This is a genomic window from Catenulispora rubra, assembly GCF_015356825.1.
GTDB lineage: Bacteria > Actinomycetota > Actinomycetes > Streptomycetales > Catenulisporaceae > Catenulispora > Catenulispora rubra.
In genome coordinates this window covers 17,562-43,091 of the sequence record NZ_JAACYW010000033.1, presented here as the reverse complement: position 1 = coordinate 43,091, position 25,530 = coordinate 17,562, and the positions used below count along the sequence as shown (strand labels likewise).

The 25,530-nt window shown below is 69.9% G+C and carries 21 protein-coding genes; 15 read left to right on the top strand and 6 right to left on the bottom strand.

The window, feature by feature from the left end:
• Positions 1-46: 46 nt before the first annotated feature.
• The gene (locus GWK61_RS12330) at positions 47-823 is read right to left on the bottom strand and encodes an amino acid ABC transporter ATP-binding protein (RefSeq protein ID WP_323747530.1); all 777 of its coding nucleotides are present in this window, start codon (positions 821-823) and stop codon (positions 47-49) included.
• The gene (locus tag GWK61_RS12325; protein ID WP_194908472.1) at positions 820-1,836 is read right to left on the bottom strand and encodes an amino acid ABC transporter permease; all 1,017 of its coding nucleotides are present in this window, start codon (positions 1,834-1,836) and stop codon (positions 820-822) included. Before GWK61_RS12325 ends, GWK61_RS12330 begins: the two co-directional genes overlap by 4 nt.
• 211 nt (positions 1,837-2,047) lie before the next feature.
• Here GWK61_RS12325 and GWK61_RS12320 point away from each other — a divergent pair, with 211 nt between their 5' ends.
• The 7 genes from GWK61_RS12320 (at position 2,048) to GWK61_RS12295 (ending at position 8,692) form a co-directional block, all read left to right on the top strand.
• Positions 2,048-2,767, top strand: a complete 720-nt coding sequence (locus tag GWK61_RS12320; protein ID WP_194908471.1) for a GNAT family N-acetyltransferase — start codon at positions 2,048-2,050, stop codon at positions 2,765-2,767.
• The gene (locus GWK61_RS60680) at positions 2,757-2,951 is read left to right on the top strand and encodes a putative leader peptide (protein ID WP_369125579.1); all 195 of its coding nucleotides are present in this window, start codon (positions 2,757-2,759) and stop codon (positions 2,949-2,951) included. The genes GWK61_RS12320 and GWK61_RS60680 overlap by 11 nt, the downstream gene beginning before the upstream one ends.
• A gap of 171 nt (positions 2,952-3,122) precedes the next feature.
• The gene (locus GWK61_RS12315) at positions 3,123-4,358 is read left to right on the top strand and encodes an LLM class flavin-dependent oxidoreductase (RefSeq protein ID WP_194908470.1); all 1,236 of its coding nucleotides are present in this window, start codon (positions 3,123-3,125) and stop codon (positions 4,356-4,358) included.
• A gap of 23 nt (positions 4,359-4,381) precedes the next feature.
• Complete coding sequence (locus GWK61_RS12310) at positions 4,382-5,821, top strand: NtaA/DmoA family FMN-dependent monooxygenase (protein WP_194908469.1); 1,440 nt, start codon at positions 4,382-4,384, stop codon at positions 5,819-5,821.
• Positions 5,818-7,044 (top strand): LLM class flavin-dependent oxidoreductase, encoded by a 1,227-nt coding sequence (locus GWK61_RS12305; RefSeq protein ID WP_194908468.1) that lies wholly within the window; start codon positions 5,818-5,820, stop codon positions 7,042-7,044. Before GWK61_RS12310 ends, GWK61_RS12305 begins: the two co-directional genes overlap by 4 nt.
• A 5-nt stretch (positions 7,045-7,049) precedes the next feature.
• Positions 7,050-8,192 (top strand): LLM class flavin-dependent oxidoreductase, encoded by a 1,143-nt coding sequence (locus GWK61_RS12300; RefSeq protein WP_194908467.1) that lies wholly within the window; start codon positions 7,050-7,052, stop codon positions 8,190-8,192.
• Positions 8,189-8,692 carry a flavin reductase family protein gene (locus tag GWK61_RS12295; RefSeq protein WP_194908466.1) on the top strand — a complete coding sequence of 168 codons (504 nt, stop codon included), beginning with the start codon at positions 8,189-8,191 and terminating at the stop codon, positions 8,690-8,692. Before GWK61_RS12300 ends, GWK61_RS12295 begins: the two co-directional genes overlap by 4 nt.
• Positions 8,693-8,781: 89 nt before the next feature.
• Here the strand turns inward: GWK61_RS12295 and GWK61_RS12290 are convergent, their stop codons facing one another.
• Positions 8,782-10,248 carry an APC family permease gene (locus GWK61_RS12290; RefSeq protein ID WP_369125580.1) on the bottom strand — a complete coding sequence of 489 codons (1,467 nt, stop codon included), beginning with the start codon at positions 10,246-10,248 and terminating at the stop codon, positions 8,782-8,784.
• 613 nt (positions 10,249-10,861) lie between these two features.
• Here GWK61_RS12290 and GWK61_RS12285 point away from each other — a divergent pair.
• Together GWK61_RS12285 and GWK61_RS12280 are read left to right on the top strand one after the other, a co-directional pair.
• Entirely contained in the window at positions 10,862-11,800 is a 939-nt protein-coding gene (locus tag GWK61_RS12285) for a hypothetical protein (protein ID WP_194908464.1), read from the top strand.
• 11 nt (positions 11,801-11,811) lie between these two features.
• Positions 11,812-14,217 carry a WD40 repeat domain-containing protein gene (locus tag GWK61_RS12280; protein WP_194908463.1) on the top strand — a complete coding sequence of 802 codons (2,406 nt, stop codon included), beginning with the start codon at positions 11,812-11,814 and terminating at the stop codon, positions 14,215-14,217.
• On the opposite strand, the gene GWK61_RS12275 is transcribed toward GWK61_RS12280, so the two are convergent.
• Both GWK61_RS12275 and GWK61_RS12270 read right to left on the bottom strand, forming a co-directional pair.
• Entirely contained in the window at positions 14,214-14,939 is a 726-nt protein-coding gene (locus GWK61_RS12275; RefSeq protein ID WP_194908462.1) for a FadR/GntR family transcriptional regulator, read from the bottom strand. The two genes, GWK61_RS12280 and GWK61_RS12275, sit on opposite strands and share 4 nt — an antisense overlap.
• Positions 14,940-14,994: 55 nt before the next feature.
• Entirely contained in the window at positions 14,995-16,476 is a 1,482-nt protein-coding gene (locus tag GWK61_RS12270; protein WP_194908461.1) for an APC family permease, read from the bottom strand.
• Between the two features lie 431 nt (positions 16,477-16,907).
• On the opposite strand from GWK61_RS12270, the gene GWK61_RS12265 reads away from it, so the two are divergent.
• On the top strand, positions 16,908-20,228 hold the full coding sequence (locus tag GWK61_RS12265) for a discoidin domain-containing protein (RefSeq protein WP_194908460.1): 3,321 nt from the start codon (positions 16,908-16,910) through the stop codon (positions 20,226-20,228).
• Positions 20,229-20,317: 89 nt separating this feature from the next.
• Here GWK61_RS12265 and GWK61_RS12260 read toward each other — a convergent pair whose 3' ends face one another.
• Positions 20,318-21,292: a helix-turn-helix transcriptional regulator gene (locus GWK61_RS12260; protein ID WP_194908459.1), complete on the bottom strand. Its 975-nt coding sequence runs from the start codon at positions 21,290-21,292 to the stop codon at positions 20,318-20,320.
• Between the two features lie 63 nt (positions 21,293-21,355).
• On the opposite strand from GWK61_RS12260, the gene GWK61_RS12255 reads away from it, so the two are divergent.
• From GWK61_RS12255 to GWK61_RS12235, 5 genes are all read left to right on the top strand, one after another.
• A complete protein-coding gene (locus GWK61_RS12255; protein WP_194908458.1) occupies positions 21,356-21,784 on the top strand; it encodes a VOC family protein in 429 nt (142 codons plus the stop codon).
• 122 nt (positions 21,785-21,906) lie between these two features.
• The gene (locus tag GWK61_RS12250) at positions 21,907-22,422 is read left to right on the top strand and encodes a hypothetical protein (protein WP_194908457.1); all 516 of its coding nucleotides are present in this window, start codon (positions 21,907-21,909) and stop codon (positions 22,420-22,422) included.
• Between the two features lie 92 nt (positions 22,423-22,514).
• The gene (locus tag GWK61_RS12245; RefSeq protein WP_194908456.1) at positions 22,515-23,354 is read left to right on the top strand and encodes an SAM-dependent methyltransferase; all 840 of its coding nucleotides are present in this window, start codon (positions 22,515-22,517) and stop codon (positions 23,352-23,354) included.
• A 55-nt stretch (positions 23,355-23,409) separates the two neighbouring features.
• Positions 23,410-24,102: an alpha/beta fold hydrolase gene (locus GWK61_RS12240; RefSeq protein ID WP_194908455.1), complete on the top strand. Its 693-nt coding sequence runs from the start codon at positions 23,410-23,412 to the stop codon at positions 24,100-24,102.
• A gap of 104 nt (positions 24,103-24,206) precedes the next feature.
• Positions 24,207-25,529: an extracellular catalytic domain type 1 short-chain-length polyhydroxyalkanoate depolymerase gene (locus tag GWK61_RS12235; protein ID WP_228562184.1), complete on the top strand. Its 1,323-nt coding sequence runs from the start codon at positions 24,207-24,209 to the stop codon at positions 25,527-25,529.
• Position 25,530: the final 1 nt, after the last annotated feature.

The window sequence follows — 25,530 nt, the reverse complement described above, 5'->3', positions numbered from 1 at the left end:
GGGGTGAAAGTCAGAGATCTGATGCCGGAGTGGATGCCGGAGTGGATCAGAGGACTGCGGACAGGAAGGCCCGCGCGCGCTCGTTGCCCGGCCGGTCCAGCACGTCGGAGGGCGCGCCGGACTCGACGATCCGGCCGCCGTCCAGGAACACCGCCTGATCGGCGACCTCCCGGGCGAACCCGATCTCGTGGGTGACGATGATCATCGTCATGCCGCCGACCGCGAGGTCCCGGATCACGCCCAGCACCTCGCCGACCAGCTCGGGGTCCAGCGCCGAGGTCGGCTCGTCGAACAGCAGCAGCCGCGGCTCCATCGCCAGCGCCCGCGCGATGGCCACGCGCTGCTGCTGGCCGCCGGACAGCTCGCGGGGGTAGGCGCCTTCCCGGCCGGCCAGGCCGACCCGGGCCAGCAGTTCCCCCGCCTTGGAAGCCGCCTCGGACTTCGGCACGCCGCGCACCGCCACCGGCGCCTCGACGAGGTTTTCCAGCACCGTGAGATGCGGGAACAGGTTGAACTGCTGGAAGACCATGCCGACCTGGGTGCGCTGCCGGGTGATCTCGCGGGCCGGCAGTTCGTGCAGCCGGCCGTCGCGGTAGCGGTAGCCGACGACCTCGCCGGCCACCTCGACGAAGCCGGCGTCCGGCCGCTCCAGGTGGTTCACGCAGCGCAGCAGGGTGGACTTGCCCGAGCCCGACGGGCCGAGCAACACCGTCACCGAGCCCTCGGCGACGTCCAGGTCGACGCCGTCGAGCACGCGGTGCGCGCCGAAGCTCTTCCGCAGACCCCTGACCCGGACCAGGGGCCGCGCCCCGTCGGCGGTCACGACCCGCTCCCGGTGGCCCCGGTAGCTCCGGTGCCTCCGGTGGCTCCGGTGGCCAGTCCGCCCCGGCCGAACAACGGCAGGTTGCGCCGGAACAACGTGCCGAAGCCGTCACCGCGCCGGTTCGTCCCGCGTGCGTAGCGCCGTTCGACGAAGTACTGCCCGATGGACAGCAGGGTCGTCAAGACGATGTACCACAGCGTCGCGACCAGCAGCAGCGGGATGATCTGGAAGTTCTCGTTGTAGATGAGCTGCGAGGAGTACAGCAGGTCCTGCACCGCGATGACGCTGACGATCGAGGTCGCCTTCAGCATCCCGATCAGCAGGTTGCCCGAGGCCGGCACGATCGCCGGCATCGCCTGCGGCAGCACGATCCGCCGGAAGATCCGGCCGCGGCCCAGGCCCAGCGCCTGCGCGGCCTCGACCTGGCCGGCCGGGACGGCCAGGATGCCGCCGCGGACGATCTCGGCGGAGAACGCGGCGACGTCCAGGCTCAGTGCGACGAACGCGGCCAGGATCCCGCCGAACAGGTGCGCGGTCTTGAAGGTGGCGAACTCCGGACCGAACGGGATCCCCAGCGACAGCTTGGGGTACAGCGACGCGAGCTCGTACCAGAAGAGCAGCTGGACCAGCATCGGCACCGAGCGGATGAGCCAGACGAAGCCGAACCCGAGGGACTTCAGGATCGGGTTCTTCGACAGCCGCGCGGCGGCCACCGCGGTGCCCAGGAGGTAGCCGGTGACCAGGACCGCGGCGGTCAGCCAGATCGTGAGCTCCAGGCCGTGCAGGATGGAGTGCTCGAAGAAGTAGCCGCGGACCACGGGCCATTGGAAGCGTTTGTTGGTCACCAGCGTGTGGACCAGCATCGCGGCCAGCACCAGCAGCAGCGCGGCCGAGACCCACAGGCCCGGGCGGCGCGGTGCCACCAGGCGGGCCGCCAGCAGGTGTTCGTCGGCGGGAATCGGATCGTCGGCAGGAGCGGACAGGAGCGGTATCCGCTCCGTTACGTCAGTCATGGTGAGTGCCTTCGAGGCGGGTCGGGACGAGACAGGACGGCCGGTCAGCGGACCGGAGCGTCACCCGGACACAGCGCACTGTTGACACGCAGCAGGTCGACATGGCGCCGGATGACCCGGAGCTGGGAATACAAAGACTGCATACGGGCCACACCTCGCTTCGTCAAGACCATGCCTATCGAACTACTGGAGATTGGGTACGGTCATCAGCATGCCAACAAAGCCCACTGATCCGTCAGCCCCGTCTCACGTTCTGGACGATCCGGCCCGCGCCTCGCTGCTCGGCGCGCACGCGCGGTTCGCCGAATCGGTCGGCGCGGTGCTCCGCTACCACCCGGACGTCTCGATCTTCGTCTCGCTGCCGCCGAACCCCGGCGAGCAGGACTGGCGCGACGCCGCCAAGCTGCTCGGCCCCGGCGGCGTGCTGCCCACCGGCGGCAACGAACCGTCCACGCCACCGGGTTGGGAGCAGGTGATGCGGATCCCCGGCGTCCAGATGACCGGCGAGGACTTCTTCGGCGCGGCCGATCCCGACGTCGTCCGGCTCGGCGCCGACGACGTTCCGGAGATGACCGCGCTGGTCGAGCACGCCAACCCCGGGCCGTTCCGGCCGCGGACCGTCGAGCTGGGCACCTATCTGGGCCTGCGGCACGAGGGGCGGCTGATCGCGATGGCCGGCGAGCGCCTGCACCCGCCGGGCTGGACCGAGATCAGCGCGGTGTGCACGCGCGCCGACTTCCGCGGGCAGGGGCTGGCCACGCGTCTGGTGCACGCGGTGGCGCACGGGATCCGCGAACGCGGCGAGATCCCGTTCCTGCACACCAGCGCCGAGAACCACACCGCGATCCGGCTGTACGAGCAGCTCGGATTCGTGCTGCGCCGGCACGTGGTGTTCGGCGCCTACCAGGTGCCCGTCCACGATGCGGACTGAGAACGACGATCTTCTTGACGAACTCAGGACGTGCTCTACTATCCCCAGTATCTCAATAGGGATTCCGACCAGAACAGCGAGGGAGGTGAAGGCGTTGCCCACCGCCACCGGCTATTACTCGCGGCGCCACATCGACCTGCAGCGCATCGCCAGCGCCCTGTGTCCCGCGCACCGGCGCGTCTGAACGAGCTCTTCCCCGCCTCACCTGCACCAGCCCGCGCCTACGGCGCCCGGGGCGATTCCTTGTTCTCCATCCCTCTCTTCACGTGCACCCCGCGCGTCCCGCCCGGCCGCCGTCCCATCACGACGGCGGCCCGACCACCGCGGCGCACCGGTGCGCAGAAAGCGATTCCGCATGTCCCCAGACCTCCCCTCCTTGATCCACCTGGCCGTCGCCCTGGACGGCGCGGGCTGGCACCCGGCCGCCTGGCGCGAGCCGGACGCCCGCCCCGACGAGCTGTTCCGCGGCCGCTACTGGACCGACCTGGTCGCCGAGGCCGAGGAGGGCCTGCTCGACTTCGTCACCATCGAGGACTCCTTCGGGCAGCAGAGCACTGACTTCAACGACGTCGACGACCGCGTCGACCAGGTCCGGGGCCGTCTGGACGCGGTGCTGACCGCGGCCCGGACGGCACCGGCGACCTCGCACGTCGGGATCGTGCCGACCGTCGTGGCCACCCACTCCGAGCCGTTCCACCTGTCGAAGGCGATCGCCACGCTGGACTACGCCTCGATCGGCCGGGCCGGTCTGCGGATCCAGATATCGGCCAAGCCGTACGAGTTCGCGCTGTTCGGGCGCCGCACCACCGAGCCGGTCCGGCTGGCCGACATCGACACCGATGAGGTCCAGGCGCAGATAGCGGAACGTTTCAGCGAGGCCGGCGACTATGTCGAGGTACTGCGACGCCTGTGGGACAGCTGGGAGGACGACGCCGAGATCCGCGACGCCGCCACCGGCCGCTTCGTCGACCGGGACAAGCTGCACCACATCGACTTCGAGGGCGACTGGTTCGACGTGCGGGGCCCGTCGATCACCCCGCGCCCGCCGCAGGGCCAGCCGATCGTCACGGCCCTGGGCCACGCGACCATCCCCTACCAGCTCATCGCGCGCTCCGCCGACGTCGGCTTCGTCACCCCGCACGACCGGGCGGGCGCGGCCGCGATCGTCGCGGAGATCCGGCGCGAGCAGGAGTCCGTCGGCCGCGCGTCGGACACCCTGCACGTGTTCGGCGATCTCGTGGTCTTCCTCGACGAGAGCACCCAGGCCGCCGAGGAGCGCCGGGCGCGCCTGGACGAGCTGGCCGGCACGCCGTTCACCAGCGACGCGCACATCTTCGCCGGGACGCCGTCGGAGCTCGCCGATCTGCTGGCCGACTGGCGGCACGCCGGGCTCACCGGCTACCGGCTGCGCCCGGCCACGCTGCCGCACGATCTGACGCAGATCACCCGCAGTCTGGTGCCGGAACTCCAGGCCCGCGGCCTGTTCCGCACCGCGTATCAGACCACGACGTTGCGCGGGCACCTGGGCCTTTCGCGCCCCGCCAACCGCTACGCCGCAGCCGCCTCCGATCCCGCGCTGGCCGCGGTCTAGCGAAGCAGAGAAAGAGCTTAAGCATGAGCAAGCCCGTGAAGCAGATCCATCTGGCCGCGCACTTCCCCGGCGTCAACAACACCACGGTGTGGAGCGACCCGGCCGCCGGCAGCCACATCGATTTCGCCTCGTTCAAACACTTCGTGCAGACCGCCGAGCGCGCGAAGTTCGACTTCTTCTTCCTGGCCGAGGGTCTGCGGCTGCGCGAGCAGGGCGAGCAGATCTACGACCTGGACGTGGTCGGGCGCCCGGACACCTTCACGGTGCTCTCGGCGCTGGCCGCCGTCACCGACCGGATCGGCCTGACCGGGACCATCAACTCCACGTTCAACGAGCCCTACGAGGTGGCGCGGCAGTTCGCGTCGCTGGACCACCTGTCCGAGGGGCGCGCGGCGTGGAACGTCGTGACCTCGTGGGACGCCTTCACCGGCGAGAACTTCCGGCGCGGCGGCTACCTCGCCGAGGAGGACCGGTACGACCGCGCGCAGACGTTCCTGCGCACGGCGTGGGAGCTGTTCGACTCCTGGGACGGCTACCGGATCGAGGCGGACAAGGAATCAGGGGTCTTCCTCTCCGACCCGAAGGCCGGCACCTTCGAGCACCGGGACCGGCACTTCGACATAGCCGGGCGGTTCAACGTGCCGACCTCGCCGCAGGAGCGGCCGGTCATCTTCCAGGCCGGCGACTCCGACGGCGGCCGGGAGTTCGCCGCGGCCGCCGCCGACGCGATCTTCGGGCGGCACAGCCAGCTGGAGCCGGGCAAGGCGTTCTACGCCGACGTCAAGGGCCGGCTGGCGAAGTACGGCCGCACGCATGAGGACCTGCTGATCCTGCCCGCGGCGACGTTCGTGCTCGGCGACACCGACGCCGAGGCCGCGGAGCTGGCGGTCGAGGTGCGGCGCGCGCAGGTCAGCGGGCAGACCGCGATCAAGTTCCTGGAGCAGCTGTGGAACCGGGACCTGAGCGCGTACGACCCCGACGGGCCCCTGCCGGAGATCGATCCCGATGTCAGCGGCGATTCGATCTCCAAGGGCCGGGCCGCGGACCGGATGTACCGGGACCGGATCGCCGCCGCACGTGAGTACCGGGAGGAGGCCGAGACCAAGGGGCTGTCGATCAGGGAGCTGATGATCGAGAAGACCTCGCGGCAGTCGTTCATCGGGTCGGCCGAGACCGTCGCGACGCAGATCGACGAGCTGGTGCAGGCCGACGCGGCGGACGGGTTCATCCTGGTGCCGCACATCACGCCGGGTGGGTTCGACACGTTCGCCGACACCGTGGTGCCGCTGCTGCAGGAGCGGGGGCGGTTCCGTACGGAGTACGAGGGCACGACGCTGCGCGAGCACTTGGGGTTGGCCAAGCCGCGCAAGACTCCGTCGGCGGCTGTGGGTTCTGCGGCGACGGAAGTTGTCGCGGCGGAGGCCGGTGTGGTGGGAGCGGGCGCGGCGGGAGCCGGTCGATGAAGTTCCTGACCATCTCGCTGATCGTGCACGCCCCGGATCCGACCACCGGCGTGCAGGCCTCGGCGAACGAGCGGTTCCGGCAGGTCGTCGACGCCGCGGTGCTCGCCGAGGAGCTGGGCTTCGACGGGTTCGGCGTCGGCGAGCGGCACGAGCGGCCGTTCATCTCCTCCTCGCCGACGGTCGTGCTGAGCCACATCGCGGCGAAGACCAGCCGGATCAAGCTCTTCACCGCGGTCACGACGCTGAGCCTGCTGGATCCGGTCCGTGCGTATGAGGACTATGCGACGCTCGACCACCTGTCGGGGGGCAGGCTGGAGCTGATCATCGGTAAGGGCAATGGCTCGGCGCAACGCGAGCTCTTTCACGTGACCCCCGAAGACCAGTGGGAGCGCAACGCCGAGGCGTATGAACTGTTCCGGCGGATCTGGCGCCAGGACAAGGTGACGGCCACGCCGAAGTTCCGGCCGGCGCTCACCGACGCCGAGGTCTGGCCGCGGCCGTTCCAGCAGCCGATCCGGGTCTGGCACGGCAGCGCGACGTCGAAGGAGTCGGTCGACCTCGCCGCGCACTACGGCGACCCGCTCTTCTCGGCGAACGTGACGAACCCGATCGAGCCCTACGCCGAGCTGATCCGCTACTACCGCGAACGCTGGGCGTTCCACGGCCACGACCCGGCGAAGGCCGCGGTCGGCGCCGGAACCGCCGGCTTCTACGCGGCGGCGACGTCGCAGGAGGCGCTGCGCGGCTACGCGCCGGTGTTCGCCGGGCATCTGGCGATGTGCAAGCGGCTGGGCGTCGAGCCGGTGTTCCCGACCCTGGAGGACTTCGTGACGCGCAGCTCCGCGCTGATCGGGAGCCCGCAGCAGATCCTGGAGAAGGTGCACCGGTACCACGAGCAGTTCGGGCACACGGTCATGCACCTGCAGGCCGAGCCCTCGGGCCTGAGCGCCGCCGAGCACCGGGCCTCGCTGGAGCGGTTCCAGGCGGAGATCGCGCCGGTGCTGCGGCGGGAGATCCCCGACCCGCCGTGGGACTGGGACGCCCGGCCGGACGCCGACGCGGCTTCCGTCGCACCGGCCGCGGACCCGACCGCCGACGCCCGCGCCGCTTTCCTCGCCGACGCCGCGCCCGGAATCCCGGCAGCCGCCGCAACGGTCGGCCCCGCCGCCGAGCCGTCCTCCCTCTGGCCGCCGCACCTCGTCCCGTCCCCCCAAGGAGCCTGATCCCGATGTCCACCACTCCCCTCGGCGTCCTGGACCTGGTCCCGATCAGCTCCGGATCCACCGCCTCCGAGGCGTTGCGCAACAGCATCGACCTCGCCAAGCAGACCGAGAGCTTCGGCTACGCGCGCTACTGGTTCGCCGAGCACCACCTCAATCCCGGTGTGGCCGGCACCAGTCCCGCCGTCGTGCTCGCCCTCACCGCCGCCGCGACCTCGACCATCCGGCTCGGCTCCGGCGCCGTGCTGCTCGGCCACCGGACGCCGCTGAACACCGTCGAGGAGTTCGGCCTGCTCGACGCCGCCTTCCCGGGGCGCTTCGACCTCGGGCTCGGCCGCTCCGGCGGCAGCCGCACGCCCGGCACGTCGCCGCAGCCCGCGCTGGTCGGCCCGGCGTCCGTCGTCGACGGCCACACCGCCAACGGCCTGCGCATCCCGCCGCGCTTCGACTTCGCGCCGCTGCTGAAGTCGCCGCGCTTCGCGCTGCACAAGGTCCTGCTCCAGCAGCCGGGCGCCCAGACCCCCGAGTACGTGGACCAGATCGCCGACATCCTCGCGCTGCTGGCCGGCACCTACGTCGACGGCAACGGCCAGGAGGCGCACGTCGTGCCCGGCGAGGGCGCCGACGTGCAGATCTGGATCCTGGGCAGCAGCGGCGGGGCCAGCGCCGAGGTGGCCGGCGGCAACGGGCTGCGCTTCGCGACCAACTACCACGTGAGCCCGGCGACCGTGCTGGAGGCGGCCGAGGGCTACCGCGCCGCGTTCAAGCCCTCGGACGAGCTCGACCAGCCGCACATCGCCGTCTCGGCCGACGTCGTCGTGGCCGAAAGCGCGGAGCAGGCGCGGGAACTGGCCGCCGGCTACGGCCCGTGGGTGCGCAGCATCCGCACCGCCGAGGGCGCGATCCAGTTCCCGACGCCGCGGGAGGCGCGCGCCCTGCCCTGGAGCGAGGCCGACCGCGAGCTGGTCGCCGACCGGGTCGAGACCCAGTTCGTCGGGACCGCGGCGCAGGTCGCGGACCAGCTGGAGGTGCTGCGCGACGCGGTCGGCGCGGACGAGCTGATCGTCACCACCATCACCCACGACCACGCCGACCGCGTCGCCTCCTACCGGCTGCTGGCCGAGGAGTGGGCGAGACGGGAGAACCGATGACTGTCCAGGACCTCACCACCGCCGCCTCCCACCATCCCAAGGAACTGCGACGCGTCTACGGCGCGTTCCCGACCGGCGTGACCGCGATAGCCGCCCTCGTGGACGGCGTCCCGGTGGGCTTGGCCGCGAGCTCGTTCAACACGGTGTCGCTGGCGCCCGCGCTGGTCTCGGTGTGCGCCGACGTCCGCTCGACGACCTGGCCGCTGCTGCGCACGCTGCCGCGCCTCGGCATCAGCGTCCTGGGCGCGCACCAGGAGACGGCGGTCCGCCAACTGTCGTCGAAGAGCGGGGACCGCTTCGCTTCGCTGGACTACCGCACGAGCGCGGACGGCGCGGTCTTCGTCGAGGGCGCGAGCGCCTGGCTGGAGTGCGAGATCGAGTCCGTGCACCCGGGCGGGGACCACGACATCATCCTGTTCCGGGTCCTCGACCTGGACGCCGACGGGACGGTGCCCCCGTTGGTCTTCCACGCCAGCAAGTTCCAGCGCCTGGCCACCTGACGGCCATGAGGCCATGAGGCCATGAGCCCGGGCGGCACTCCTCGGGGGAGGTGCCGCCCGGCTTGTTCACCTTCTTCACTCCTCGCCGGTCACTCCGCGTCGGCGACGATCGACCCGACCCGTTCTCCCAGGCCCGGATCGCGTCGGACCAGGATCACCGCGTAGACCAGCGCCAGCACCAACATGCCGAGCGCCAGGTACGGGAACCAGTCGTACGGCGTGGCCTGCCCCGGCTTGGCCAGGTAGTACAGCGGCACGACGATCGCCGCGGCCCCGATCAGCGGCAGCACCGCATGCTTGACGACGTGGAACTCCTCGCGCCGGTACTTGCGGTAGTAGAACGGCAGCGCGAGGTTCGAGGCCAGATACACCAGCAGGATCAGAATGGTGCCCATGGTCGAGGACTCGCCGAAGAAGTTCACCGGGTTCATCGTCCCCTTGCCGCCGATGATGTGCAGCAGGCCCCAGCCGCCGATGATCAGCATGCCCGCCGAGACGAAGACGACGATCGCGTTCAGCGGCGTGCGCCGCGCCGGGTGCACGCGGCCGAGGAAGGCCGGCAACAGGCGCTCACGTCCGGCGTTGAACAGCAGGCGGGTCTGGGAGTTCGTGCCGGAGATGAGCGAGCCGAGGGTGGAGGTCAGGCCCGCGATGTACGCGAAGAAGGCCAGGATGCCCAGCGTCCCGTGCGCGACGTCTATGAACGGCACATCGGAGGCACCGACCTTGTCGACGTCGTACCCGAAGCCGGTGACGGTGGCATAGGCGAAGACCACGTATCCCACCGACATGATCCCGATGGAGGAGAACACGGCCCGCCCGACATTGCGGCGCGGATTGTCGGTCTCCTCGGCGAGCGCCGCGGAGTTCTCCCACCCGACGAACATGTAGATCGCCAGCGGGAAGCCCTCGGCGAGCCCTGACATGCCGCCCTTGACGTGACTCGGTTCGAAGGGCTTGAGCGACAGGTGCGCCCCGTGCTTGGCGATGGTCCACACCGACACCACGACCAGCACCAGCATCTCTATGGCGAAGAAGTACCCGGCGAGCTTGGTGGAGACCCCGACGCCCCGGATCATCAGCAGCACCGCGAGCCCGGTGAGCACGACCGTGAACAGGATCCACGGCACGTTCCAGTGGAAGTAGTAGTGCAGCGTGTTCTCCAGGAACCCGCCGGAGATCGCGATGACCGACGATATCGCGATGATGTACCCGGCGGTGATGAGCAGCGCGGTGGTGACCGCACTGGTCGGCCCAAAAGTCTTGCCCACGAACGTGATGAACCCGCCGGCCGAGGGATGCGCCCGCGAGAACTGCGCCAGCGTGTTCCCCAGCAGCGCGACGGTGATCCCGGCGACGACGATGGTCAGCGGCGAGGCCACCCCGGCCGTGGTGGCCAGCAGCCCGAACCCGAAGTAGAAGCTCATCGCCGGCCCGATGTTGGCCATGGTGGAACTGGCGATGTCGAGCAAACCCAGCGAACCGCCGCGCAGGCGGTCACCACCCGGCTCGGACTCGGCGGCCGACGGCGCGGGCGCGGTGGACGGGGGATCCATGGTGGACATGGCTGCTCCTCGACGGCAGGCGGATGAGGGGGATTCAGAGCGGGGCCGCGGTCTTGCCGAGAAATTAGCTCACAGGGAGCAGATAAACAAGGGGTAATGGGTCGGCGTGAGCAAATATCGGCGGCGCCGGGTCGCGTGCGGGCAGCTTCCGGCGCCGGGCAAGGGCTCGGCGGGCCGCGCGGGGCGAATCGGCAGCGGGCGGACCGCCAAGACCGGGCGATGGTGCTTCAACGACGTGTCATCACCATCGCACGGCATTGTCGCCGAAAAGATGCCCGCCAGACAACCGATCACCCTTTGTCACAAAAAAACATCGACCGCAGAAATGGAATCACTATTGCCCCACACTGGACCCGAGTAATGTGTGGAAGACACGTCTCGAGGGGGGACAGTGATCCACTGGCGCGGCCGGGTCGGCGCGAAGACGTCCGAGTTCACCGATTCCCTACAGCAGCTCGAGAGCCAGGCGATCGATCATCTCAGGAGCGCGCCGACGCCTTATGATCGCTCGCTGCTCGCCGTCGCATCCGAAGTTCCGGAAGAGGAATTCGAAGCCTGGTTCGACGGAACGCGCAAACCCGAAGATATCCAGAGACTGATGCGCGTGGCCAAGGCACTGACGAATCTGTCGGGGCAAGGCAATGTGCCGCCCGATGAAGAGGAATGGCGACGGCTGCTCACCGCCAAGCGCACCAAGAGGGACGCCGACGGCAACCCGGTACCGACGCGGAGCCGCAGAATGCGGATCGCGCTGCGCACCGCCACGGGTGTGCTCGTGATGACGGCATTAGGGAACCTCGTCGTCGCCATGGTCGCGCCCGGCGACTCGCTCTTGTCGCAGAAGTTCTGGCACACCTCGTCCAGCACCGGCTCCGACCACGCGGCACCGTCTTCGCCGGCCAAGCCGGCGCCGGAGACTCTCGAGGCGACCGCCGGGTGGTGCTGCCGCGTGGCCGTCGTCACGTCTTCCGTCGGCTACTACGTGCCGGGGTCGGCGGCCGACCTGACGGCGGCCGTGACGCACCGGACAAGTCTGACCCCGGCCGGCGTGGCCATCGTGGAGATCCCGTTGCAGACCACCGGGATCGACGCGATCACCGTCAGCGCGCCACAGGTCATCATGCGCAGCCGGAAACCTAACGTCACGACCGGCGTGATCGGGATCCTCGCGCTCGGCGGCCAGGGCAGCGGGACGGTCAGCCAGTACGAGACGGACCTCGACTCCGCAGCACCGGTGACCGTGCCGTTCTCCCCCGGCGGCGGGCAGAACTCGGCGGGCGGTCCGCCGCAGTACTACTACGTCACCAACACCAACCCGGCGGTCCTGCTGCTTGCCGTCCGCGATTCCGGCTGCGACTGCACCTTCGACGTCAAGGTGAGCTGGCAGACGGACGGCCATGAGGCCTCGGAGGTGCTGACGGACAACGGCCGGGACTTCCACATCGTCGGCTCGGCCGGCCTGCCCTGGTACACCGGCGGCGTCTACGGCACGACCTTCACCCGGGTGACGTCGCCGACCTTCCCGGCGGACTGGGCTCATTGAGGGGAACCGCCATGGTGCGTATCAGTGGGTTAAGAGGGCGGACTCTGGCCGCGGGCCTGACCGTCGTCGCCCTCGCGGCCGCAGCCGTCGCCATCGTCGTCACCGGCCACTCCGCGGGACGCGGGACGTCCGGGCCTGCTTCGGGCAGCGAGAAACCGGCCACCGTGGCCGCGGTGTCGACGACGATCTCGCCGAGCACTGTCGCCCGGGCCACCGCCAACGGCACGGTCGCCGCCCTGACCTACAGCCCGGACGGCAAGACGCTGGCCGACATCCTGAACAACGACAAGGTCGAACTACGCGATGCCGCCACCGGCACGGTGAGCGCGACGCTGGAACCCGCCCCTCAAAACCCACAGCCCATCAACGCCCTCGCCCTGGCGTTCAGCCCCGACGGCCGGACCCTCGCCGTGGGCTACCAGCAGACGGAGGCCCGAGAAGAAGTCACCGAGATCGGGTTCGTGGATCCCGCCACGCGCACGGTGACCGGCTCCTTCCCGCTGACCACCAACGGAGTGCGAAGCCTCGCGTACAGCCCAGACGGAAAGACCTTGGCCGTCGCCGGCCTGAAGAACTTCGTGCTGATGGACACGGCGACCCACGCCTCGGTCTACGTCGCGGACGACCAAGCCGAGTTCGGGGGAGACGCCCGGTTCGTGACCTACTCCGGCAACGGCACGACCCTGGCGGTGGCCGACAACAACGGCGTGGCCAAGCTCTGGGATGTCCGCTCGATGCGGATCACCAGGACCCTCACGATCGTCCCGACGCTGCCGAACGGGACCACAGGCCTGAACGCCTACGTGTCCTCGGCATCGTTCGACTCCGACGGATCGCATCTCCTTCTCGCCGGGCAGATCACCGAGTACCCGTCGTTCGGCTCCAGCGCGGACACCACCAGCAACTATCCAGTCACCTACCCCGCGGCCTGGCTGTGGGACTCGTCGACCGAGACCTTCACCGAGCTGGGAGTGAACCTGTCCGACAGCAACCGGAACAACTACCTGGGCACGTTCAGCCCGGCCGGCAACCTGATGGCGGTGGCCAACGAAGACGAAGGCCTCGCGTTGCTGGATCCGCACACCCGGAAGACGGCTGCCTTCCTCTACCCGCAGGCCGGTACCGCGGTGTCCTCGATCGCGTTCAGCCCGAACGGCCGGTTCCTGGCCCTGACCACGCCGGAGCCGGCCTTGACGGGATCCGGCGGTGCCGCGAACACCAGCCTCATCGAGCTGTGGAGCATTTACAGCATCGAGCGCCTCGTGCCCACCCCGTGCGCCGGGAACACCGGGAATACCGAGAGCGCCAAGAGCGCGACGAGTCCCGCGCTGGCCTACTCGGTCGGCTCCGCGGTGTATCTGCGCTGCGGCGACGACGCCCCGTCCAGCCTGGCGCCCGCCCTCGCCGGCGATCACCCGGTCACCGACCTGGTGTGGTCGCCGGACGGGACCCAGCTGGCCTGGCTGACCTCGGACGCGGTCGAGGTGTTCCAGCCCGCGTCCCATGTCCTGCGGGTCTTCGGCTGCCCGGGCTGCGCCGGCATCGCGTTCGTCGGCGGGCACGCGGCCTCGGTGGCCGCCGCGGACGCCGGGGGCCAGCAGGGCACTGCGACGCCGCGCCTGATCGTGTTCCCGGCCTCCGGTCTCGGCGCACCCGCGTCCCGGCCGGTCACCGGCATCCCCTCCATCGGAATCGACACCGACTTCCTGCTGCTGGGGGCGGTCTCGCCGACCGGACTCGTGGTCTCGTACGGGAACGCGGGCGGGAGCGACGGGGGCGGACCCCAAGTGCTGTACCGCGTCAACGCCGAGTTCCAGGCGACCGAACTGGGCAACGCAGACCTCAGCCGCTCGACACCCCAGACTCAGAGCCAGATCGACGGCGCCCTGCGCCTCTACGGCAGCGACCCCACCGGCCGCCGGCTGGCCTTCTCGCAGTACCTCAGGGCCGGCGCGTGCGGCGGCATGGAGACCGCCGTCGTCGTGGACGCCACCACCGGCGCGGTCGCCCTGCCGCAGGTGCCGACCGGCGGCGGCCCATACGGATACTGGACCGAAGGACTCTGGTTCGATACGTCGGGCACCGCGTACGCGTCGCTGACGCCGAACGCGTCGAGCTGCCCGGGCGCCATACCGAACCAGCCCACCCCGAGCCCCTCGGCCTCAGCCTCGGCCTCAGCCTCGGCGAGCATCGCGCCGATCGTGTGCCGACTTCAGTCAGGGCACTGGGTCAGCATCGGCACCGGCATCCTGCAGGCCGACTATGGACCGGACGGCTGGGTGGCCCAGCGCGTCGGCACGGTGGACGTTTACAGCCGGACGGCGACCATGACCTCGACAACGTTGGTGCACGGCGCGCAGACCGTCACCACCTTGCCGGCGACGGATGACGTCGTGTGGGCGCCGGCGGGAGGTTAGACCCCGCCTGCCCCGCTATGCGCCTTCACCGCCCCCACCGCAGCGTCCAACCGCCCCAGCTCCAGCGCGGCGAGCAAATCAGCATGATGCTTGTTCCGCTCCTGCAGCAGCTCCGCCGCCGGCACCGCCGCCAACAAACACAGCCGCCCGAGCAGATCCGCCACTTCCTCGCCGGCCATCCCGTTCCCCAGCGCCTCGGCCAACCCGAGATGGAAGCACGTCTCCAAGCGCAGCAGCTCCGCATGGTCGTCCGCGGCGTTCATCTCGTCGACCACGGCCAGCAGCCCGGAATCCCAGTCCGGCGGCAGCTCGTCCGCCGAGCGCGCGACCAGCCCGCACTCCAGCAGCAGATGGAAGTCCTCCAGTGACGCCGCCTGCTCCTCGTCGCGGAAGGCCGCGGCGATCTCGTCCCAGTTCGACGCGACGAACGTGCCGCCGACGCGCCCGCGCCGGCGGTCCAGCAGGCCGTCCTGGCACATCGTCTCCAGGGCGCGGCGCACCGTCATCTCGCTCATGCCGAGTTCCTCGGCGATGACGCCGGTGTCCGGCAGGCGCTCGCCGGGAGCGAGCACCCCGAGTCGCACCCGCAGTGCTATCCGGGAGCGGATCAGCTCGGCGCCGGTCTGCTGCCGGACCGGGAGCCGGGCGGTGGTCGCGCCGCGGGCCGGCGCCGCCGAGGCCGGCGCCGGGTAGGGCCCGAACTTACCCGCAGAGTTCGCCACGCTAGACACTCTAAATCGCGGGGCGAGCGGTAGCCGCGCAGGTCGAAACGCTCACTCATTCCTCATAACCGTCGGCGACGACCGCCCCGACCCGCTCGCCCAGCGCCGGGTCGCGCCGCGTCAGCACGACCGCGTACGCCACCGAGGCGACCAGCAGGGCGAGCGAGACATACGGGAACCAACTGTACGGCGCGGGCTGCCCCGGCTTCACCAGGAAGTACAGCGGCACGACGATCACCGCCGCGCCGAGCGCCGGCAGCACGACGTGCCGTACCACCCGGAACTCCGTGGGCCGGTACCTGCGGTAGTAGAACGGCAGCGCGACGTTCGCCGCCAGGTACACCAGCAGGATCAGGATCGATCCCATCGACGAGGCCTCGGCGAAGAACACGGTGGCGTCCATCGGTCCCCCGTGCCCTGCTCCCCCGCCGCCTCCGATCAGGTGCCCCAGCCCCCAGCCGCCGATGATCACCAACGCGGCGGCGATGAACGTGAGGATGGCGTTCGTCGGCGTGCGCCGCGTCGGGTGCACGTACCCCAGGAACGCCGGGAACAGCCGCTCCCGCCCGGCGTTGAACAGCAGCCGGGTCTGCGAGTTGGCGCCGGCAATGAGCGAGCCGACCGTCGAGGTGAGCCCCGCGAGGTACGCCAGGAACGCCAGAACCCCCAGCGTCCCGCGTGCCACCACGATGAACGGCACGTCCGCCGCACCGACCTTGTGCACGTCGTATCCGAACCCGGTGACCGTCGCGTACGCGAACAGCACGTAGCTCAGCGACATCACCGCGACCGAGGAGAACACCGCACGCCCCACGTCCCGCCGCGGATTCTCGCTCTCCTCGGCCAGCGCCGCCGAGTTCTCCCACCCGATGAACAGGTACACCGCCAGCGGGAAACCCTCAGCAAGCCCCGACATCCCGCCCTTGATGTGGCTGGGCAGAAACGGCGCCGCCGACAGATGGCCGCCGTGCTTGACGATCGCCGCGACCGACACCACGAGCAGCATGACCAACTCGACCGCGAAGAAGAACCCTGCGACCTTCGTCGACAGCACGATCCCGCGCACGATCAGCGCCGCCGAGGCCGCGGTCAGTACCAGCGTCCACACCACCCACGGCGGACTCCACCCCGCGTAGAACTCCAGCGTGGTGGCCAGGAACCCGCCGGACACCGCGATCACCGCCGAGATCCCGATGATGTAGCCGAGCGCGGCCAGCAGCGCGGTCGCCACGGCGCTCGCACCGCCGAACGTGGTCCCGACAAAGGTGATGAAGCTGCCCGCGGAGGGATGCGCACGCGAGAACTGCGCCAGCGTGTTCCCCAGCAGCGCGACGGCGACGCCGGCCGCGATGATCGTCAGCGGCGAGGCGACGCCGGAGGCCGTGGCCAGGAACCCGAAGCTGAAGTAGAAGCTCATCGCCGGCCCGATGTTGGCCATCGTCGACCCGGCGATGTCCAGCAGCCCCAAAGCGCCGCCGCGCAGGCGCTGCTGCTCCAGCCGGGCCCGGACGGGAGGCGGCGGCGAGACTACGGACATGCGCGGCTCCTCGCCGGCTGTGGGGGTCGTCTGTCTTCGGTGGTGGGCTGGCGTCGGCGGTGGGCTGGCGTCGGCGGTGGTCACTGGTGGCCGCGAAAATAGTTCGTGGCGAGCAGTTCGGCAAGTAGCCCCAGCCGAGACGCCCTCGCGTGACCGCCGGGGACCCCCTCGCGGGCCTGTCACGCAGCGCCCCGCTCGGCGCCCGGGCTTTGTTTCATCGCCGGGTCGAACACCGAGCCCGCCATCGCCCCGGCGCCCGACCGCCGTTCTCCCCGCAGGCCAGCGTTTCCACTCGATGATCCACGAGTTCCGTTGAATGAACGTGATATTTCGTGGAGCTGTCAGAGTCTTGCAATCACCTGTCGCCCTTGCAACGATGTGCCGTGCGATCCACCCCACAAGGCACATCCACCAATCGCCCTGGAGGACGCATGAGTGTCATCGGACACCGCATCTCCGCCCCACCCCTGCGCAGACGGCTGACCGCGCTGGCCACGGCCGCGGCGAGCGCCGTCGCCGGCATGACCCTGCTGGTCGGCGCCGGGCCCGCGCACGCCATGAACGGCCCCGGCACGCCGCCGTACTGGGCCCAGTCCCCCTTCAGCGTGCCCAGCGGCACCGGCGTGAGCCTGCCGTTCACCGAGTACGAGGCCGAGGCCTCGACCAACACCGGCTCCCTGCTCGGCCCCAGCTTCGCCCAGGGCACCGTCGCCAGCGAGGCCTCCGGCCGGGAGGCCGTGCAGCTGACCGGGTCCGGCCAGTACGTGCAGTTCACGCTGTCCAGCGCCGCCAACGCCATCGACGTGCACTACAACCTCAACCAGGGCGCGTCCGGCTCGCTGTCGGTGTACGTCAACGGCACCAAGCAGAGCAAGGAGCTCTCGCTCACCTCGGCGTACAGCTACATCAGCACCGGCGGCATCACCGGCAGCAAGACGCACAAGTTCTTCGACGACGCGCGGATGATGTTCGGCCAGACCCTGCCGCAGGGCACGGTCGTGAAGCTGCAGGTCGACTCGACCGACACCGCGGTGCCCTACACGATCGACGTCGCGGACTTCTGGAACGCCCCGGCGGCGGCGACCCAGCCGTCCGGCTCGATATCCGTGACCAGCGAGGGCGCCGACCCCACCGGCGCCGCCGACTCCAGCAACGCCTTCAACACCGCGATCACCGCCGCGAACAACGCGAACACCTCGGTGTGGATCCCGCCGGGCACCTACCTGGTGAACAACGCGATCCAGACCCAGAAGGCGACGATCGCCGGGGCCGGCAACTGGTACTCGCAGATCAAGACGAACATGTTCATCCACAACAGCTCGTCGGTCTCCGGGCCGGTGAACCTCAGCGGCTTCGCGATCCTCGGCAACACCGTCGGACGCCATGACGACAGCTCGGCGAACGGCATCGACGGCTCGCTGGGCAGCGGCTTCACCGTGAACGGGCTGTGGATCCAGGACACCAACGTCGGGTTCTGGCTCCAGTACGGCAACAGCAACGGCACCGTCGAGAACAGCGTGATCGAGTCCACGGACGCCGACGGGCTGAACTTCAACGGCAACGCCACGAACAACACCGTGAAGAACAACTTCATCCGCGGCACCGGCGACGACGGGCTGGCGATCTGGTCCTACCCGACCGCCGACTCCGGCATCACGTTCAGCAACAACACGATCGTGGCGCCCACGCTGGCGAACGGGATCGCCGACTACGGCGGCTCCAACAACACCATCTCCAACAACGTGATCGCCGACGACAACGCGTTGGGCAGCGGCCTGGCCATCTCCAACGAGGCGTTCCTCCAGCCGTTCTCCCCGTTGTCCGGGACCATCACCGTCTCCGGCAACTACCTGATCCGGGCCGGCGCGTACAACCCGAACTGGAGCCACGTGATGGGCGCCGTCCAGTTCGACCCGTACAACTCGGACTTCAGCAACGTCACGATCAACTACAGCGGCGGCGCGATCCTGGACAGCCCTTATGAGGCCTTCGAGATCGTCGGCGGCGACGGCACCGGCCACCTCGCCAACGGCCTGAACATCAGCAACGTGAACGTGCAGAACACCGGCACCACGGTGTTCCAGGCCGAGACCGGCGGCGCGGCGAGCGTGAGCGGCGTGACCGCGAGCGGGATCGGCGTCGCGGGCACCTACAACAACAGCTACCCGGGCAACGTCGCGGGCGCCTACACCTTCAACCTCGGCAGCGGGAACTCCGGCTGGAGCACCACCCCGGTGCTCACCACGTTCCCGGACCCGGTGCAGCCCGGCGCCCTGCACGCCACGCCGAGCAGCCTGAACTTCGGCGACGTGAACTCCGGCTCGACCAGCGCGCCGCAGTCGGTGACCATCAACAACCCGGGCACCAGCGCCGCGGCGCTGTCCGGGATCAGCGCCACCGGGCCGTTCACGCAGACCAACAACTGCGGCGGCTCGCTGGCCGCCGGCGCCTCCTGCACCGCGCAGGTGACGTTCAAGCCGACCACCGGCGGCAATGCCACCGGCACGCTGACCGTCTCGACCAGCGCTCCCGGCGGGCCGCTGAGCGTCGCGCTGTCCGGGCGCGGCATCACCTCCTCGACCAACCTGGCGCAGGGGCAGCCGGCCACCGCGAGCAGCACGCAGACCTCGTTCGTGGCGTCCAATGTGACCGACGGCAACACCAGCAGCTACTGGGAGAGCCAGGACGGCGCGGGCTACCCGCAGACCATCACGGTGGACCTGGGCTCGACGCAGCCGATCGGCTCGACGACGCTGAACCTGCCGCCGTCCTCGGCGTGGAACACCCGCACCGAGACGCTGTCCGTGCTGGGCAGCACCGACGGGACGAACTACAGCCAGATCGTCGGCTCGGCCGGGTACACGTTCAACCCGTCGTCCGGCAACACGGTCACCATCGCGCTGCCGTCCGGGACCAGCGCCCGGTACGTGCGGCTGAGCTTCACCGCCAACACCGGCTGGAGCGCGGCGCAGCTGTCCGAGTTCCAGATCTTCCCCGGCGGCTCCTCGACCGGCAACCCCAGCGCCCTGACGGCGAGCCCGTCGAGCGTGTCGTTCGGCAACCAGGCGGTCGGCTCGACCAGCGGCGCGCAGACCGTGACGGTGACCAACCCGGGCAGCGTCGCGGCGGCCGTCTCCTCGGTCGGCGTCACGGGACCGTTCGCACAGACCAACAACTGCGGCAGCTCCCTGGCCGCCGGCGCCTCCTGTGCGGTCCAGGTGACCTTCACCCCGACCGCGTCCGGCGCCGCGAACGGCACCCTGTCGGTGGCCAGCAACGCCCCCAGCAGCCCCCTGACGGTGGCGCTGTCGGGCACCGGCACCACCAGCGGCAACGCCAACCTGGCGCTGAACCAGCCGGCGACCGCGAGCGGCACCACGCAGAACTACGGGCCCGCCAACGCGGTCGACGGCAACACCAGCTCCTACTGGGAGAGCACCGACAACGCCTTCCCGCAGTGGTTCCAGGTGGACCTCGGCGCCTCGCACAGCGTCAGCCGCGTCGTGATGGACCTCCCGCCGTCCTCGGCGTGGGGCACCCGCACGCAGACGATCCTGATCCAGGGCAGCACCGACGGCACGAACTACACGACGCTCGCGCCGTCGGCGGGCTACACCTTCGACCCCGGCACGGGGAACACGGCGAGCGCCACGTTCACGGCCGCGAACGTGCGGTACGTGAAGCTGACGTTCACCGCGAACACCGGCTGGCCGGCCGGTCAGCTCTCGGAATTGGAGGTGTTCTCACAGTAGATCGACAGCTGCGCTTTTCTGAATGTTGACGCTAGTGGGGTCCGGTCGGCGGTTCGCCGGCCGGGCCTCGCTGCTTTCCGGTTTCCGGGCTAAGCCGCGGCGTATCGGCGTGCCAGCAAGGCGAACGCGGCCTTCAGCTCCGGCGGCCCGACGACCTCGACGTCGGCGTCGAACACGCCGATCGCCGCGGCCAGTGCGGGCCAGGACCACGATCCCAGCACGAGTCGGCAGCGTTCCGAGTCCAGCTCCTCGACGACGGCGTCGTGGGCGAAGGGGGCGAACGGGGCCACGGCGGCGATCGGCGCGTGGAGGATCACTTCGCCGCGGCAGGGCCAGCCGCCGACGCCGCCTGTGCCGTCGGTACCGCCAGCGCCGCCTGTACCGTCATTGCCCTGGAACCGGCTGGTGACGAACGCGGCCACGTCGCCGCCTGGCACCTCGCGCGGGGTGAAGCGCGGGCCGTTCGGGGTGCGCGGGCTGATGTGGTCGGCGCGGAAGACGCGCCAGTCGTCGCGGTCGAGGTCCCACGCCACAAGGTACCAGCGGCCGCCGCGTGTCACGAGGTGGTGCGGCTCGGCCTTTCGTGGGGCGTCGGCGTAGTCGAAGCGCAGCACCTCGCGGGCGTGGACCGCAGCGCTGAGCGTCATCAGCACTTCCACGCCGACCGCGGCCGCCGCCGTGCCGATCGCCGTCACCTGGAACATGTCGACCCGCCGCCGCAGCCGCGAAGGCATCACCTGCCGCACGGTGTTCAGCGCGCGCATCGCGGCCTCCTCCATCCCGCCGCCGCCGACCACCGCGCTTTGCAATGCGGCGGCCAGCGCGACGGCCTGGTCGTCGTCGAACAGCAGCGGCGGCAGCTCCGACCCGGCGCCCAGCCGGTAGCCGCCGTCCGGCCCCTTCACCGTCGCGATCGGATACCCGAGCTCCCGCAGCCGGTCGACGTCGCGCCGCACCGTCCGCGCACTCACCTCCAACCGCGAGGCCAGGTCCGCACCCGGCCAATCCCGGCGCGCCTGCAACAGGGACAACAGGGACAACAACCGTGCGGAGGTCTTCGGCATGTCTTCCATCATGCCGCGAGTAGAGGACACAACCTGGCCGCTACTGCTGCAAAAGTTCCTGCCATGAGCATCAAATCCACAACCCACGTCAATTTCCGCGGCGACGCCCGAGCAGCGCTGGAGTTCTACCGCGACGTCTTCGACGGCGAACTGACCGTCATCACCTACGGCGCCATGCACGCCGCCCAGACCCCCGAGGAGGCAGAACTGATCATGTGGGGCCAGGTCACAGCCCCCAGCGGCTTCGCCATCATGGCCTTCGACGTCCCGGCCGACCGCCCCTACGACAAGGGCGTCACCCCCTTCTTCGAGTCCGTCCGCGGCGAGACCGTCGACGACGTGACCTCGGTCTGGGAGAAGCTGGCCGACGGCGCCACCATCCTGCAGAAGCTGGAGCCCTCGCCATGGGCCCCGGCCTACGGAATGCTCACCGACCGGTTCGGCGTCACGTGGGTGGTCGACGTCGCCGCCGGCGGCGCGCCCGCAGAGTGATCTGAGGAAGAAACTTAGAGCATTGACATGCGCCCTGAGCCCCACCATGCTCGAACGCAGCCAAGGGGGTTCAGGCCATGTCCAGGTGCAGCCAGGCTCTCGCCGCTTCAGGGATCATCATCATGGGGTCCCTCCTCGCAGCGTGTTCGTCGTCGGCGAGTCACCAACAGTCTGCGGTCTCGTGGGCGGAGCACTACAACGACATCCATGACCTGACAGCCCACAGCAACCTCGTGGTCGCAGGCTCCTTCACCGCGGTCGCGAAGCAGACGACGTCGGGCGATAGCCCGTCCACAGATTTCACGTTCGCCGTCTCGAAAGTACTCGCCGACAAGGCGAAGACCACCGTGGCGGGTTCGGCCATCACGATCCACCAGACCGGTGGATCGATGTCGGACGGCACGCCGGTCTCGACGGAGGATGACCCGCTGTTCAAGGTCGGCGAGGCGACGGTGCTCTTCCTCCATCAATACTCGCCGGGCCACTTCTACGTGGTCGGCGGCCCGAACGGCAGGTTCGAGACTCCCGGCGCGAACGCCAAGAGCGCGGGCGTCGCCGCGGTGAAGCCGTTCAACTCGGAGACCGTGCAGTTCACCGGCAGCGTCGACCAGCTCGCTGCCGAGGTCGCCAAGCCGTAGGCACCGCCTCCGGCGACGTGATGCGGCGCACAGTATCCTGGCTCTCCAACGGGCCGCCGCGTACGGGGCCGGCCGCCGAGGTGGAGGTTCGCATGTCTGAGAACGGCCAGCGTCAGGACGGTGTCGAAGGGGTCGGGCACTGGCTGCCGACCACCATCGACACGTCCGTGGCGCACATCGCTCGGGTATACGACTTCTTCCTCGGTGGCAAGGACAACTTCCCGGCGGACCGCGAGGCCGCGGCGCGGATCCTCAAGGGGAACCCGGGGATGCGCGACACGTGTCGGGAGCAGCGCGAGTACCTGCGGCGCGCGGTCCGCTTCCTCGCCGAGTCCGGCATCCGGCAGTTCATCGACATCGGGACCGGCCTGCCGACGCAGGAGAACACCCACGAGGTAGCGCAGAAGGTGTCCCCGGACTCCCGGGTCGCCTACATAGACAACGACCCGATCGTGCTGGCGCATGCCAGGGTCCTGATGGCCGACCAGGACCACGGCCGCACCGTCTTCATCCACGCCGACGCCCGCGAGCCCGGCAAGCTCCTGGCCGACCCGACGCTGACCGACGTCATCGACTTCACCCGGCCGGTGGCGGTCCTGCTGATCGGGATCCTGCACTTCATGCCGGACAACGAGAACCCCGCCGAGCTCATCAGCACCCTGCTCGACGCCGTGCCCGAAGGCAGCTACCTGGCGATCAGCCACGGCACGCCGGACTTCGCCCCGGAGATCGGGGACGCCGTGCAGGCCGCGTATCAGGCCTCGTCGATGCCGTGCCGGGTGCGGACCTCGACCGAGGTCATGACCCTGCTCCGCGGCGTGGAGCTGGTGGAGCCGGGCCTGGTACTGCTGGCCGAGTGGCGTCCCGACGGCCCGGTCCCCGAGGACCGCCAGGAGATCACCTACGCCGCAGTCGGCCGCAAGCGCGCCTAAGGCCTGTCGTAAAACCGGTCGCCAGGAGCCCCAGCCGCTCCGATACCGTGCAGCCATGGCAGATTTCGTTCTGGTCGCAGGAGCCCGGCTCGGCGCGTGGGCCTGGGACGACGTGACGCCCCACCTGCGCGCGGCCGGCCACGGCGCGCACCCGCTGACCTTGTCCGGCCTGGCGGAGAAGCAGGGCGTCCCGGCCGGGCAACAGACCCACGTCCAGGACATCGTCGACCTGGTCGAGGGTGAGGACCTGCACGACGTGGTCCTGGTCGGCCACAGCTACTCCGGCATCCCGGTCGGCCAGGCTGCGGAACGGATCGGCGACCGGCTGGCCCGCGTCGTCTTCGTCGACTCCGCGGTCCCCGTCGACGGCGAGCCGTTCGTCTCGATCATGCCGGACGGCGGCACGGCACTGAAGGCGACGCTCGCCGAGAACGCCGGTTTCTGGCCAGTCATGCCGGCCGCGAACTTCGAGGAACACGATCTCACCGAGGAGCAGATCGCCCGGATCGTGGCCGGCGCGACGCCGCACCCGGGCGCCACCCTGACCGAGCCCGCCGTGCTGGCACGCTCGGTCGCCAACCTCCCGGCGACCTACGTCAAATGCTTCCCCGAAGACGAGCTCGACGAGGACCTGGCCGAGCTGATCACCCGCGGGAACTGGCAGCTGGTCGAGCTGGACACCGGCCACTGGCCGATGTTCTCCAAGCCGCGCGAGCTGGCGCAGATCCTCCTCGACGCAGCCCTTTGACGTTCCCACTGCACGCCCCGTGAATATGGGGCCCGCAGACATCGTACGGAGGCATCAGCGGCAGTACGGTCCGGTCACCCCAACGGTGAACGGGAGGTTTCGCAATGCCCCGCACGTCCCGCACCCGCACACTCTGCACCCCCACACCCCGAACGTCCGGCCGCCGCCGCGGCGCCCTGGCCTCGCTCGCAGCCGCACTCCTGACCCTGGCCGCCTCAGCCCTGACCCTCTCCCCCTCCGGCGCCTCGCCCGCGCACGCCGCCTCATCCCTGAATCAGGTCACGAACTTCGGGTCCAACCCGGGCAACCTGGCGATGTACAGCTACGTCCCGCAAAGTCTGCCGCAGGGCGCCCCGCTGGTCGTGGCCCTGCACGGCTGCACGCAGACCGCCACCGACTACTACGGCCACTCCGGCTGGTCACAGTTCGCCGACCAGTGGGGCTTCACGGTGGTGTTCCCGCAGACCTCCAGCGCGAACAACTCACTGTCCTGCTTCAGCTGGTTCGACTCGACGAAGGACACGCGCGGCAACGGCGAAGCCGCGTCCGTCGCGGCGATGGTGTCGTACGCCGAGAGCCACTACGGCTCGGATCCGCACCGGATCTACGTCACCGGACTGTCCGCCGGCGCCGGGCTCACCGCCGACCTGCTCGCCGACTATCCGGACGTGTTCGCCGGCGGGGCGATCGACTCCGGGCTGCCGGCACAGTGCGCGACGACGCAGTCCGCCGCTTCGTCGTGTCAGAACAGTAGCCAGAACCTCACGCCGGCACAGTGGGGCGACAAGGTCCGCAACTCAGACCCCGGATACAACGGGCCGTGGCCGCGCGTCGCGATCTGGCAGGGGTCCGCGGACTACACGGTCTATCCGGTCAACGCCACCGAGCTGCGCGACCAGTGGACCAACGCGTGGGGCATCGGCCAGACCGCGTCGAGCACGCAGACCTTGAGCGGCGGGACCACGGAATCGGTGTACAACGACGGCAACGGGAAACCGGCCGTCGAGATGTACTCGATCAGCGGGATGGGACACGGGCTGGCGGTTGACCCGGGTTCCGGGACCGCGCAGTGCGGGTCCACCGGCGCGTACTTCCTGAGCTACATCTGCTCGACGTACTACACGGCGACGTTCTGGGGGCTGAACTCTGGGACGCCTCCCACATCGACGCCTTCGACCACGCCCTCGACGACACCGCCGACCACGCCTTCGACTACGCCTTCCACGCCACCGACATCCTCTGCGCCAGCCGCGTGCTTCACGGCGAACAACTACGCGCAGACCGTCGCCGGCCGCGCCTACCAATCCGGCGGCTACACCTACGCCGACGGCTCCAACCAGAACATGGGCCTGTGGAACGTCTTCGTCACCCACACCCTGAAGGAGACCAGCCCGGGCTACTACGTCATCGCCGACAGCGGCTGTTAGC